We start from the raw sequence: 13,196 nt of genomic DNA, 5'->3' as shown, positions 1-13,196 counted from the left end.
GGTCAAACCCATATCAGACGGACTGGCGAGCACTGTGCCGTTACCGGGTCGCTCGAAAGCAGACAAAAAAAGGGTGGCTCCGAAGAGCCACCCCAGAAGTCGGATCGCAACCGATCCTAGAAGTGCAGGCGGGCAGCGACCGAGAAGCGACGGCCCAGCGCGTCGTACGTCGACGGATAGGTGTTACCGCTGTTGAAGCTGGTGGAACCAACCGTCGAACCGACGAGCGGCGGCTGCTTGTCGAACAGGTTGGCCACCGTCACGGTCAGGTCGAAATTCTCGGCAACACCGATCCGCGTTGCCAGATCGATGTAATCGTACGCTGGAATACGCGTGAAATCGACGGCCTGACCAGCAAGCGCGCCACCCGACAGATTGCCAGCGAAGGCCTGCCCGTTGCCGTTGGCGATATCGTCCGGCTCCTGACGAACACCGTCGATATGGCGCCACAGAACCGACAGGTCGATGTTGTTGTCGACCGTGAAGGTCGCACGCGTGTTCCAGGTGAATTCCGGCTGGATCGAACCAGAGCCCCCTGCAACTGCGCTGGCAGCGCCACCGCAGTTGATCGAGTAATAGCCGATGCACTCACGATTGATGAGCCCAGGCGCTGCCTGGAAGGTGGAGGAGTTCGCCCAGCTACCCTGGAACGCCAACGCCATCTTAACGCGCTCGATCAGCGGCGTACGATAGGTCACGTTGAGATCGATACCGTCGGTCTTGACCGTCCCGAGATTCGAGATTGCCGCGACCAGACCACGGGTGGTCGCCGGATCGCCATCCAGACCGCCCGTTACCGGGTTGCGCGAGATCGCGAGGCAAGCCGGGCTCGTTGCGCTTGCAGCACCCAGATTGTCGAAGCACGCCGAGATGAGATCGCCAGGAGCATACTGGGAGATCGCACCCTTGATCTTGATGTTGAAGTAATCGACCGTGATCGACAGCCCGCGAATGAAGCTGGTTGGCTGGATCACGACACCAAGTGTGTAGCTGTCCGACTTCTCAGGACGAAGCGCGATGTTGCCACCGGAGGTGATGTTCGCCTGCCCTGCCGTCGGGTTGGTGATCAGCCCGATCGTCGACGCCGGCGCGCCCTGCGCAAGGCAGACCGCACGGAGGTTGGCATTGTTGACCGGCGCAGCACCCGCGCAACGATCGGTCGACAGATTGGTGAGGCCCGTATTCACCGGCGAGAAAAGTTCGCTGATGTTCGGAGCCCGCACGGCCCGCTGATACGTCCCGCGCAGTTTCAGACCGGTTGCCGGCTCCCAGCTACCACCGCCCTTGTAGGTGGTGGTGTTGAACGTCGGCGACGAGTCGGCAAGGATCTTGTAGTGCGAATAGCGGACGCCTGCTTCGAGAGTGAGGCTCTGGAAGAAGGGCTTGTCCTGGACCAGGGGAGCAATCAACTCGCCGAAGCCTTCGCTTACCTCATAGCCACCGTCGATGTTCGGCGCGGCGCCACCGGCACCACCTAGTTCGCCGGCGGTCTGCGCCAGCGTGTCCGAGCGCTGCGACGCACGATATTTGCGGTATTCGCCGCCAGCCGCAAAGCCAATTGCATCGCTTGCGAATGGCGAGGCAAAGCCGAAATCGCCGTTCAGAACCGCACGGGCCTGCGCCAGCGACGTCCGGACGGTCGTCGTGCTTTCGCCCGTGATGTAGTTGGTCATCGCCGGGGTAATCGAACCGTCTGCGCCGAAAATGTTGAGCGGAACGCAGCCGCTACCGGCGGTGATCGCCGCACCCTGTGGCGCATTGCCCAGGCAGGACGTGGTATTGGTTGCATATACTGCCGAGCGGACTCGCGACGTCAGGACATAGCCCTGAAGCGTCTGAGTATTCTCGGATTCGCCATAACCGCCCGAGACATCAAGCTTGATGCCTTCCGTCAGGCCGACCTTCACACCAGCGCGATAATCGAAAATCGTCGTCTGGTAGTTCGAGATGCGCGGACCGACCTCGGTCGTACGCCGCGACAGGTTGGTCGTGATCGTGCGGAAGTTCGGATCGGTCGGGCTGGTCGCTGCGGCAGCAGCCGTGCACTGCGCTGCCGTGATTCCCGCGGCCGTGCAGAACTGCGAACGCGCTGCTGCTGGGAGATAGGGGTTCGACAGCGGGACAACTACCGACGAGTTGAAGACGCCCGACGGCGCGATGATCGTGTCGACGGTGTTCTTCGAGAACAGGCCACGGGTATAGACTTCGACCGTGTCCGACACGGCGTAATGGCCTGCGCCATACATGTTGAAACGCTCGAACGGCGTCTGGAAGATGTTGTACGGGTTAAAGTTGAACGGCGTTACCGCCGTCGACAGTGCGCCCGTGGTCGGGTTGATCTGACGGCGACCGCCGAGCGTGAACACGGATGGGGTGGTCGTGCCCGAGCCGCTCGATGCGCCCGAGAACGAATCGTAGTTCTGGATCGAGTAAGGCCGGTCACCCTGATAGACTGGATCCGATTGCTGATAGCCGACCGAGAAGACCGCGTTGCCACGACCATCGTCGAAATTCGCGCCGATCGTGATATCGCCGCGGAAATACGCGCCATCGCCACGCTCGGTGATCTGGTTGGACACCGATGCGTCGATCCCGGAGAAATCCGAGCGGGTAATGAAGTTGACGACGCCGGACACTGCATCGGCGCCGTAAGTCGTCGCCGCGCCGCCGGTCAGCATGTCGACGCGCTCAACCAATGCGAGCGGAATGTTGTTCAAATCGACGCGACCCAACAGGCCCGACGGAGCGATACGATTGCCGTCGATCAGGACGACGTTACGGAACGACCCAAGACCGCGAAGATCGACATACGATGCGCCGCCATTGCCGTTGTTGACGGCCGAACCGATGCTCGGCGTTGCGCCCGGCAGCGTGCGAAGAACGTCTTCGGCCGTGTTCGACTGGCGGAGCCTGATTTCTTCCTGGCCAACGACCTGAACAGGTGCCGACGCGATCAACGCAGGGTTCTTGATCAGCGAGCCCGTGACGACGATGTCGCCTTGGCTGTTATCATTGACAGGCGCTGCTTCCGACGTCGTCATGCCGACTTCGCCCTGGGCGTTCGCGCCCGGCGTGGTCGCCTGGGTTGCGGTCGCGCCGCCAGCGCGGATTCCCGAATTGTCACCCTGGACTTGCGCGAACACTGGCGTGGCAAGCGTCGCCGCTCCCATGAGCAGCGTGGTCGCAAGCAGGTGTGCACGAGCAGCAGATGTCATATTAGCCCCTTATTTGCCGGCGTATCGCCGTGCATTTGCCCCCGGAAAAGAACCGGCTCTGGGAGAGGTGTATCGATCGCTATTGGCGCACTGCAACGAATATCGTCGATTCGGCCCTTTTGGGTTCCGTTTGCGACAGTAGAGTGACATAAGCGCAACATAGTGTCCCCCGCCGGTGTCGGCCGATAGATTCTTTCCTTTATTCGTCTCGAGGTAGTCCAATGCGTGATTTGCGTGCCTATTGCGTTCCGTTTGCACTCCTCGTTCTGGCGGGCGTCTCCTGCGGTGCACCGGCGACCGCCGCCCCCGATCGGACCTCGTCGCGAACATTGGACGCGCTTGCCGAATGCCAGCAGGTTGCGACCGATGCTGCTCGGCTGTCATGCTTCGACGCAGCCGCTCGCGAGATAGCGAGCGCGCGCAAGTCCGGCAGTTTGCTGGCGCTGGACCGCGCGGCTGTCGTCGAGCGTAAACAGCAGCGATTTGGGCTCGCAGATGCGGCAAAAAACCCCCTTGGCGGCGGCGAGGCCGACCGGCTCACAAGGGTTACCGAGGTGAAGACGACGATCACTGGTGTAAGGTCGTCAAGTTACGCGCGTTACTTAATCCAGCTGGCCAACAATACGGCGTGGGAGACGATCGAGCCTCTGACGCTCGCACCGCGCCCCGGCACCGCGGTCATCATCAAGCAGTCTGGTTTCGGCGGGTTCAAAGCATTGATCGACGGCGAACGACCGGTTTTGGTGAAGCGTCAGCGCTAGTGACTGGGGCAAAATAAGTCAGAGTGCGTCTCTTGGATTTCACTGCCCGAGCTAGCAGGTACGAACCGGCGATCACGGACGATTTCGGCCCGCTACGGATGCCTGGCGGTCGCGGCGCGAGGTCTTTGAACGGCGTAGTCACGACACCGGCTTGCCGCGGATCGGCCAAGCGCTAAGCAGAGACAACCTGTTCTGCCGGAGCCCCCGATGCGCCTTACCGTCACCGCCGCCCTTCTCCTCGCGACCGCCGCGCCTGCGTCCGCGCAGACGCTCCACCAATATGGCGGGCTCGCGCTGTCTCCAGCGGGTGATCGCACCGCGACCATTGAAAACAGCGGCGCGCACGGTGTCATAACGCTGCGCAACGCCGCCGACGGGCGCGTTCTGCGGACCATCGATCCGTGCGCGACGTGCAGCTATGCGGGGCTGACCTTCGCGCCGAATGGCGACCTGGTGTTCCTGGTCCGCGACAGCGCGGCGGGCAATGTCCGGCTGACCTATGCCGACGCCAAGGCGACACGCACCGTCGCGACCATCGCCGGTATCGCGCAGACTCCGCGCGTGTCGCCCGACGGCAAGCGGATCGCGCTGCTGGTGACGCTCGGCGCCGCCAAGGAGTCCGGCGCGACGCAGGCCGGCGTCCGGATGATCGGCGAGATCGGCGAGAAGAGCGACGAACAACGCCTCGCGGTGTTCGACATCGCCAAGGCGACGACGACCGTGACGCCGCTCTCGCCTGCGGGGCGCTATGTCTATGAATATGACTGGACGCCCGATGGCCGCGGGTTCGTCGCGACGACCGCGCTCGGCAATGGCGACAACAACTGGTGGGTGGCGACGCTCGACGCGATAGATGCGCAGACCGGCGCGGTCCGATCGATCGCCAGGCCGACGACGCAGATCAACCAGCCGCGCGTGTCCCCCGATGGCCGCACCGTCGCCTATGTCGGCGGCCTGATGAGCGATTTGGGCTCGATCGGCGGCGACGTCTTCACGGTCGGGCTGGAGGGCGGCACCCCGCGCAATGTCACCGCCGGCGCCAAGTCGACGGTGACGACGATCGCCTGGACCCGCGGCGGCCTGCGCACCGTGACGCTCGCCGGCGACCAGATGCAGTTCGGCACCCTCACCCCCGGCCAACCGGTGGTGCCGGGCTTTGCCAAGCCGGCAAGCTCCAGCGCCGGCGATGGCCGCGCGGTGTTCTCCGCGGACGGGCGGATCGCTGCCGCGGTGGTACAAGATTACGAGCACGCACCGGCGATCTACGCAGGCCCGCTCGGCTCTCGGGACGCGGGCGTGAAGCAGATCACGCACGACAACGACGCGATGCCCGCGCTCGCCGCCGCACGGAGCATCAGCTGGAAGAACGAAGGCTACGACGTCCAGGGCTGGCTCCTCGCCCCCCGTACCGCGCCGGCTGGCAAGGCACCGATGATCACGATCGTCCACGGCGGCCCATCGGCGGCCTCGACGCCCGGCTATCTCTATCCGACCTCGCTCAACGCTGCGCTGGTCAAGGCGGGCTATTACGTGTTCCTGCCCAATCCGCGCGGCAGCTACGGCCAAGGCGAGGCATTCACCGCCGCGAACAAGCGCGACTTCGGGGGTGGCGACCTGCGCGACGTGCTGGCCGGCGTCGATGCGGTCGAGCGCGTCGCCCCGGTCGACGACAAGCGCCTCGGCCTTGGCGGATGCAGCTATGGCGGGTTCATGGCGATGTGGGCCAACACGCAGACCAACCGTTTCAAGGGCATCGTCGCCGGCGCCGGCCTGTCGAACTGGGTCAGCTATTACGGTACCAACGGCATCGACCAGTGGCTGCTGCCGTTCTTCGGCAAGTCGATGTACGACGACATGAAGGCGTATGAGGACGTCTCCGCGATCTATCACGCGAAGACCGCGCGGACGCCGACGTTCATCTATGTCGGCGAGCGCGATATCGAGGTGCCGCCGACCCAATCGATCGAATGGTGGCACGCGCTGAAGGATCAGAACGTCCCCGTCAGCTTGGTGATCTATCCCGACGCCGGCCACTGCGTGACGGGCCCCGAACAGTCCGCGGACGTCCGGCAGCGGTCGATCGCGTGGTTCGACAAATACGTGAAGAACGCGAAGTAGCGTCTGGGCGGCCGGGGGGCTTCGGGCTAGGCAGGCGCATGCCGCAGAACCGATATTATCAGGGTCCCCCGTCCGACCATTTCGATGGTCTCCGGTTTTTCAATCCGGGGCAGGCGCCGACCGACCGCGGCCTGAAAGACGTGCTGCGGTGGAAGCTGGCGCCCGGTGTCGCGAAATGGCCGCGCTCGGTGCCGGTCATGCCGGCCAAGCCCGACGCGCGCGTCGACGGGATCCGTGTCACGATGATCGGGCACGCATCGATGCTGATCCAGGTGGCGGGGCTCAACATCCTGACCGACCCGATCTGGTCGGAGCGCGCGAGCCCCGTCTCGTTCGCCGGGCCAAAGCGAGTCGCGGCACCCGGTATCGCCTTCGACGACCTGCCGCCGATCGACGTCGTCCTCATCAGCCATTGCCATTACGACCATTTCGACGTCGCCACTTTGCGCAGGCTCCAGGTGGCGCATACGCCCCTGTTCGTCCTCCCACTCGGCAACGATACGATCCTGCGCGCCGCGGTGCCCGACGCTCGGTGCGTCGTCGGCGACTGGTGGGACCGCCTGCCGATCGTCAACGGCATCTCCACCACGATCACGCCCGCCTATCACTGGGCCAACCGCTGGCCGAGCGACGTCCGGATGGCTTTATGGGCCGGACACTGGCTCGACACGCCCGCCGGTGCGATCTGGTTCGCGGGCGATACCGCGTACGGCAATGGCGCGATCTTCGGCCAGATCCGCGAGCGTCTCGGCGCGCCCGACGTCGCGCTGATCCCGATCGGCGCCTACGCCCCGCGCTGGTTCATGGCCGGGCAGCATGTTGATCCCGCCGAGGCGGTGCGCATCTTCGGCGAGGTCAACGCGAAACGGGCGCTCGGCATTCACTGGGGCACGTTCCAGTTGACCGACGAAGCACGCGACGCGCCGCAAATTGCGTTGGCCGAAGCGCTGGACGCAGCGGCGATACCTCGCGAGAAGTTTGCCGCAGCACCACCCGGCGGCGTCTTTGATTTCGGCTGATCAACGGGAGCCGAACCCAGGAACCGAGAAATTCGCCGCTCATGTGAGCCCATCGAACGGTCCAAACGTTATCCACCGATGACAGTACGAACTTTACGGATGCAACTCGCTTCGGGTTGCATGCCGGTCCTGGCTCTGGCGCTCGGTGGATTTGCTCCCGCGCCGAAGCCCATCGTCTCAACAAAGGCCATCGCGGAAGGCCAGCCCCGCACCGCATCGAAGTCGGCACCAAAGGCAGTTGGCAAGGCCACTCCGACCAAGGCCGCTTGGACTGCGGCAAACATCGCAGCCTTCGATCAAATCCTTGCCGACCGTGCGCGCCACGGCCTCGATCGGGTCGAGTTCCTACCCGCGCCCGCCGACGGCGCCCCGCCCGTCGACGATGCCGCGCGAACCAAGGCCGCGCTCGACTATGCCGGCGCACTCGCACAGGGCCGCACCGACCCCGCCTCACTGCATGAGGTCTACACGCTGCCCCGCCCCAAGGTCGATCTCGCCATTGGCCTCTCCCGCGCGCTGGCCAAGGGCGATCTCGTCGCATGGTTCGACGGTCTCCCACCGCAGGATGCCGAGTATAAACAACTCTCCGACGCGTATCTTGCCTTCAGCGCCAAGGCGTCGACCGCAACGCCGGTCCAGGCGATACCCTCCGGCGTCATCCGCGTCGGCAACCGCGACGCGCGTGTCGCCACGATCGTCGAGCAGCTAGCTGAGAGCGGATATCTTCCCTCGTCGACCGGCCCGCTCGCCGTAGCCGCAGCGCCAACCGCGCCGACAGCGACCACGCCGACGACCGCGGCACCAATGATCTACACGCAGGCAATGGCCGAGGCGCTGAAAGGGCTCCAGACCGACTACGGCATCGCCGCAGACGGCGTGGTCGGACCCGAGACGTTGAAGGTACTGAACCTTGGCGCGGGCGACCGTGCGCGCGCGCTCGCGGTCGGGCTCGAACGGCGGCGGTGGCTGGCACGAACGCCGCCGCCCACGCGGATCGACGTCAACACCGCCGCCGCACAGCTTCGCTATTACCGCGACGGCACGATGATCGATCAGCGCAAGGTGATCGTCGGCGAACCCGGCCGAGAGACGCCGGCGCTATCGTCGCCGATCTATCGTCTGGTTGCCAATCCCACCTGGACCGTGCCCAAATCGATCCAGAACGGCGAGATGGCCAATGTCGGCGAGGAGTATCTGACCGCGCACAACATGGTCGTCCGCGATGGCTGGATCGTCCAGCAGCCGGGGCCGAGCAACGCACTCGGCATGGTCAAGTTCGACATGGCCAACGATCAGGCGATCTATCTTCACGACACGTCCGCGCCGGGCTTGTTCGATCGCAGCCAGCGTCACCTGAGCCATGGTTGCGTCCGCGTCGAGGATGCGTTGGGGTTCGCGCGTATCCTCGCGGAGGACGAAGGCGTCGGCGAGGCGTGGCAGACGGCGCAGGATTCGGGCGAGACCAGCTTCGTCCCCCTGCCCCGCCGCATTCCGGTCCGGCTGCTGTACCACAACGTCTATGTCGACGACGCCGGCAAGGTCGCATTTCGGACCGATCCTTACGGCTGGAACGATCCGATCGCGGAGCAACTCGGCTTCGCCAAGGCATCCGCAAAACGGGCCGAGGCGCAGGCGATCGATATCGGGCCCTAAGGGACTTTCGGCGTTGCGGGCATCGCGAACGTCTTCGACAACCCGTGGTACAGCTTCTCGCGGCAGACCCATTGGCTGGCCGCATCGGCGATGAACGCGGTCGCGAACATCGGCAGCATCAGCCCGCGACTGGCGGTCGTCTCCGACAGGATGATGACCGCGGTCAGCGGCGCGCGGACGACACCCGCGAAATATGCGACCATCCCCAGGATCACGATCGCGCTTGCGGGTTCGCCGGGAAACACTTCGCGGAGCAAATTGCCGACGCCAGCCCCGACCGCGAGCGACGGCGCGAAGATCCCGCCGGGCAACCCCGCGATCGCGGTCGCGGCGGTCGCCACGAACTTGGCGGGTCCGAACCACAAGGGTGCATCGACACCGACGATCATCGCGCGCGCCGCGGAATAGCCCGTTCCCCAGGTCAGGCCGGTGAACACGCCCAGCACCGCGACGACCGCACCGCACGCTCCCGCGAACTTGACCGGGTTGGCGCGGATCCAGGTCGTCATGCGGTTGCGGCTCTGCGCCATCGCCAGCAGCGTGCGGGAAAACAGACCGCCCGCCATCCCGCCGGCGATTCCCGCAACCGGCGCTACCAGCAGCGCCGACAGCAACGGCATATGCGCGCCGATCGCACCGAAATAGATGTAGTCGCCCTGCACCGACTGCGCGACCATCCCGGCGATGACGATCGCGGCGAGGACCAGCAGCGTCACGCGCTGCTCATACGCCGACGCCAGTTCCTCGATCGCGAACAACAGCCCGGCGAGCGGTGTGTTGAACGCGGCTGCGACACCCGCCGCGCCACCGGCGATCAGCACGCCGCCCCGCAACGGCACGCGGACCAGCCGGTGCGTCGCGCCCATCACCGCCGCGGCAAGCTGGACGGTCGGCCCCTCGCGCCCGACCGACGCACCGCCCAGCACCGCGCCGATCGTCAGCACGGCCTTGGCGGCGACGGTACGCGGCGAGATCAGCGTCCGCGTCGCCTCGTTCGGATCGGCCTGTGCCGCGATCACCTGCGGAATACCCGATCCTCGCGCGAACGGCGCGTACCGCCGCGTCAGCCAGACCAGCGCCATGAACGTCAGCGGCGTCGTCAACAGCGGCAGCCAGTGCCAGCTCTGCGCGTACCCGGCGAACACCCCAGCCGCCCAGTCCGCCGCTTCGGCGAACAGCGTCGCTACGACGCCGATCAGGATCGCCCCCGTCAGGATCGCCGCACGAGTGCGAAACTGAACGGACCGCGGCCCCCGTGCACGCAGCAACGCACGGTACCGCGACGGCGTCCAGCGTTTCGCCGGCATAAGATGATCGAAGAGCCCAGGCATGATGTCGATCTAGTTCATGCCGCCCGCCACGTCACCCGCCCCGTCACCCGCCAGGGTCACCCGCCTGCAACCTGGCGGCGCGCAGGCCTTGGCGGCCCGGTAAGCGATTGACATCGTCCCGATATCTAACAACGATAGCGCTATCATAAAAATATAATGAGGATGCTTCGTGGACATTACACGACGGGACGGACTGGGCATGCTGGCGGGGCTCGCGGCTGCCGGTGCTACGGCGAATGCCCAGGCGCGATCGATCCTGCGCCCGACGGGCGCCGACGGGAGCCTGCAATCGCTGGCAGCAGCCAAGGGCATGCGCCTCGGCTCCTGTTTCGCGTGGAGCGAACCCGGCGCGGACCGCGGCTCGTTCGCCAACCCTGCCTATGCGAGACTGCTGAAGCGCGACTGCGGGCTGCTGGTGCCCGAGAACGAGATGAAGTGGCAGGCGCTCCGCCCCAGCGCCACGACCTTCGACTTCGCGCGGTTCGACGCGATGATGGCGTGGGCCGATGCCAACGCACTGCCCGTCCGCGGCCACAACCTCCTGTGGCACCAGCCGAAATGGATGCCGAAATGGGAGGAAAGCCACGATTTCGGCGCGACGCCCACGCGTGCGGCGGAACAGTTGCTCGTCCGGCACATCACCACGGTATGCCAGCGCTATGGCACGCGCATCCGCAGCTACGACGTCGTCAACGAGGCGGTCACCCCCGCCGACGGCACGCTGTATACGACCGCCCTGTCCCGCGCCCTCGGCAGCCCCGAGGCGACGCTCGACCTAGCCTTCCACACGGCGCGCACCGCAGCCCCACACGCGCAACTCGTCTATAACGACTATATGAGCTGGGAGCCGGGCAACGCACAGCACCGCGCCGGCGTCCTCAAGCTGCTGGAAGGGTTCAAGGCGCGCGGCGTTCCGGTCGACGCGCTCGGCGTCCAGTCGCACCTCGTCACGCAAGGCACCGACACCCGCGCCGCGATCGCGGCGCTGGAAGGCGAATGGCGTCGTTTCATCGATGCCGTCACCGCGATGGGCTATGCCATCGTCATCACCGAACTCGACGTCCGCGACAATAATCTCCCCGCCGACGTCGCCGCACGCGACCAGGGAGTGGCCGACTTCACGCGCGGCTATCTAGACCTGATGTTCGCCTACCCGGCGCTGAAGGACGTGTTGTTGTGGGGCATGACCGATCGCTACAGCTGGATCGAGGGTTTCGAGCCGCGCAAGGACAAGGCTCGCCGCCGCCCCTGCCCGTACGACGCCGCGTTCGTCGCCAAGCCGATGCACGCCGCAATCGCCGCTGCCTTCACCGCGGCAGCACCGCGCGGCTAGCGATTCCCACGACATTCCACGCCGCCTCTAACGCGCCGCAGCCGCCATTTCGGCGTTGCGGCGTTCGGAGGCGGCAAGCGTCGCGGTAAGCAGCGTGACCAAGGCGTCGTCGCGGTCGAGGACGTTCAGGCCCTCGCGGGTCGATCCGCCGGGGCTGGCGACGCGGTCGGCGAGTATGCCGGGCGATACGTCTGCCTCGGCCGCCATGATTGCAGAACCCTCCAGAGTTGCGATAGCGAGACGCGCCGCCTGGTCCGCCGGCAGCCCGAGCGCTGCACCCGCCTTGGCGAGCGCATCGGCGAATCGGAACACGAACCCGGGGCCGGATCCGGCAAGCGCGGTCACCGCATCGAAATGCGCTTCGTCGGCGATCCATTCGTAATGGCCGAGCGGGGCTGCGAATGCCTCCGCCGCTGCTATCGCCTCTTCAGACGCGCTAACAGTGAAGAGCGACGTCACGCCCTTGCCGATCGCCACCGGAAGGTTGGGCATCGCGCGGACGATCGTGTCAGCCGCGAACCGCTGGGAGAGTGCCGCGTGGTCGACACCGGCGAGGATCGACAGGAGCAGTTGCGGCTTGCCTCGCATGGGTGCCAGCAAAGCCTGCGCGGCATCGATCTGCTGCGGCTTCAGCGCGAGCATCACCGTCGCGGGCGCCTCCCCGTCGGGAAGCGCGGTCAGCGAACGGACACCTTCGGGTGCCCCCTGCCCGCTCCGCGTGATCACCGTAACGGTCGCCGGATCAAGCCCGGCGGCGATCCACCGCCGCAGCATCGCGCCGCCCATGTTGCCGCAGCCGATCAGCCATAGCGGACCTGCCGGAAAGCTCATGCCTCGCCGTGCGTTTCGATCAGTGCCGCGGCGATCGCTTCCTTGGGGCTCTTCCCACCCCACAGCACGAACTGGAACACGGGATAGAAGCGCTCGCACTCCTCGATTGCCGATTCGACCAGCAGTTCCGCCGCGTCGAGCGACATCGTGCCGTCGTCACCCCCGTCGACCATCGCCGCGTGCCGGAACAGCAATATGCCGCTCGACGACCACAGCTCGAAATGCCCGATCCAGAGCTGTTCATTGACCAGCCCGATCGTCTCATAGACCGCCTGGCGCCGCTCGTCGGGCACCTTGATGTCGGGAAAAGCGAGGAATTGCAGGACGCTATCGTCTTCGCGCCACAGCGCGCGCAGTTCATAGGTCGCCCAGCTTCCCTTGACGGTCGCGACGATCTCGTCGTCGTGACGCTCATGCTCCCAGCCATGCGCAGCGTAATAGCTCTCGAGCATGTCGATCGGGGCGGCGTCTTCGTGGTCGTGGTCGGCGTGTTCAAGCATCATAGGGTCCTGGCGGTCCTTATCGCACGACAAAGGGTGCCGAGGCAAAAACGCCCCGACAACCCCATCGGCCCCAATTCTGCGGAAAACTGTGGAAAAGTCAGTCGACCGACGCCCCGAGCGGTACATTTACCGTCGATTGTGCTGCGAACTTGACTTCAAGCGCGTCAAGCCGAGCCTTCAACGCGTCGTTTTCGTCGCGTGCGGCCGATGCCATCGCCTTGACCGCATCGAACTCTTCGCGGCTGACGAAGTCGAGCCCGCCGAGCCATTCGCGCGCGCGTTCCCGCGCCCCCGAACCAGCTTCGCGACCGACGCCCGCAAGCGTACCGGCAGCACCGTTCAAGACCTTGACGATATCGTCGAACACGCGGTTTTCGGACTGCATTGCTTCAAAATCCCAAAGACTGTCGCAGTGACTGTTACAGTGACTGC

The 13,196-nt window shown here is 65.4% G+C and carries 10 protein-coding genes; 5 read left to right on the top strand and 5 right to left on the bottom strand.

Features of this window, described 5'->3' with window-relative positions; translation table 11 throughout:
• Positions 1–116 precede the first annotated feature (116 nt).
• Complete coding sequence (locus tag C8J42_RS04325; protein WP_133018982.1) at positions 117–3,215, bottom strand: TonB-dependent receptor; 3,099 nt, start codon at positions 3,213–3,215, stop codon at positions 117–119.
• Positions 3,216–3,544: 329 nt separating this feature from the next.
• Between C8J42_RS04325 and C8J42_RS04320 the strand changes: the two genes are divergently transcribed.
• From C8J42_RS04320 to C8J42_RS04305, 4 genes are all read left to right on the top strand, one after another.
• Positions 3,545–3,976 carry a hypothetical protein gene (locus C8J42_RS04320; protein ID WP_133018981.1) on the top strand — a complete coding sequence of 144 codons (432 nt, stop codon included), beginning with the start codon at positions 3,545–3,547 and terminating at the stop codon, positions 3,974–3,976.
• A 207-nt stretch (positions 3,977–4,183) separates the two neighbouring features.
• A complete protein-coding gene (locus C8J42_RS04315; protein ID WP_133018980.1) occupies positions 4,184–6,094 on the top strand; it encodes a S9 family peptidase in 1,911 nt (636 codons plus the stop codon).
• Positions 6,095–6,132: 38 nt separating this feature from the next.
• Positions 6,133–7,113 (top strand): MBL fold metallo-hydrolase, encoded by a 981-nt coding sequence (locus tag C8J42_RS04310; protein ID WP_133018979.1) that lies wholly within the window; start codon positions 6,133–6,135, stop codon positions 7,111–7,113.
• Positions 7,114–7,233: 120 nt separating this feature from the next.
• On the top strand, positions 7,234–8,766 hold the full coding sequence (locus tag C8J42_RS04305; RefSeq protein ID WP_133018978.1) for a L,D-transpeptidase family protein: 1,533 nt from the start codon (positions 7,234–7,236) through the stop codon (positions 8,764–8,766).
• Here the strand turns inward: C8J42_RS04305 and C8J42_RS04300 are convergent.
• The gene (locus C8J42_RS04300; RefSeq protein ID WP_133018977.1) at positions 8,763–10,097 is read right to left on the bottom strand and encodes a chloride channel protein; all 1,335 of its coding nucleotides are present in this window, start codon (positions 10,095–10,097) and stop codon (positions 8,763–8,765) included. The genes C8J42_RS04305 and C8J42_RS04300 overlap by 4 nt on opposite strands.
• 169 nt (positions 10,098–10,266) lie before the next feature.
• On the opposite strand from C8J42_RS04300, the gene C8J42_RS04295 reads away from it, so the two are divergent.
• Positions 10,267–11,430, top strand: a complete 1,164-nt coding sequence (locus tag C8J42_RS04295; RefSeq protein WP_243644066.1) for an endo-1,4-beta-xylanase — start codon at positions 10,267–10,269, stop codon at positions 11,428–11,430.
• 27 nt (positions 11,431–11,457) lie between these two features.
• Here the strand turns inward: C8J42_RS04295 and proC are convergent, their stop codons facing one another.
• The 3 genes from proC to C8J42_RS04280 form a co-directional block, all read right to left on the bottom strand.
• Entirely contained in the window at positions 11,458–12,261 is an 804-nt protein-coding gene (gene proC, locus C8J42_RS04290) for a pyrroline-5-carboxylate reductase (protein WP_133018976.1), read from the bottom strand.
• Complete coding sequence (locus C8J42_RS04285) at positions 12,258–12,761, bottom strand: YbjN domain-containing protein (RefSeq protein WP_120299664.1); 504 nt, start codon at positions 12,759–12,761, stop codon at positions 12,258–12,260. The genes proC and C8J42_RS04285 overlap by 4 nt, the downstream gene beginning before the upstream one ends.
• A gap of 100 nt (positions 12,762–12,861) precedes the next feature.
• A complete protein-coding gene (locus C8J42_RS04280; RefSeq protein ID WP_133018975.1) occupies positions 12,862–13,149 on the bottom strand; it encodes an accessory factor UbiK family protein in 288 nt (95 codons plus the stop codon).
• Positions 13,150–13,196: the final 47 nt, after the last annotated feature.

Source organism: Sphingomonas sp. PP-CE-1A-559, assembly GCF_004340965.1.
In the GTDB taxonomy this organism is placed as follows: Bacteria; Pseudomonadota; Alphaproteobacteria; order Sphingomonadales; family Sphingomonadaceae; genus Sphingomonas.
The sequence above is the reverse complement of the archived record's forward strand: the minus strand, read 5'-3'. Positions and strand labels throughout refer to the sequence as shown.

Coding starts and splice junctions, on each gene's coding strand:
- C8J42_RS04325 (WP_133018982.1), bottom strand. CDS start 3,215: ATGACATCTGCTGCTCGTGCACACCTGCTTGCGACCACGCTGCTCATG.
- C8J42_RS04315 (WP_133018980.1), top strand. CDS start 4,184: ATGCGCCTTACCGTCACCGCCGCCCTTCTCCTCGCGACCGCCGCGCCT.
- C8J42_RS04310 (WP_133018979.1), top strand. CDS start 6,133: ATGCCGCAGAACCGATATTATCAGGGTCCCCCGTCCGACCATTTCGAT.
- C8J42_RS04305 (WP_133018978.1), top strand. CDS start 7,234: ATGCCGGTCCTGGCTCTGGCGCTCGGTGGATTTGCTCCCGCGCCGAAG.
- C8J42_RS04300 (WP_133018977.1), bottom strand. CDS start 10,097: ATGCCTGGGCTCTTCGATCATCTTATGCCGGCGAAACGCTGGACGCCG.
- proC (WP_133018976.1), bottom strand. CDS start 12,261: ATGAGCTTTCCGGCAGGTCCGCTATGGCTGATCGGCTGCGGCAACATG.
- C8J42_RS04285 (WP_120299664.1), bottom strand. CDS start 12,761: ATGCTTGAACACGCCGACCACGACCACGAAGACGCCGCCCCGATCGAC.
- C8J42_RS04280 (WP_133018975.1), bottom strand. CDS start 13,149: ATGCAGTCCGAAAACCGCGTGTTCGACGATATCGTCAAGGTCTTGAAC.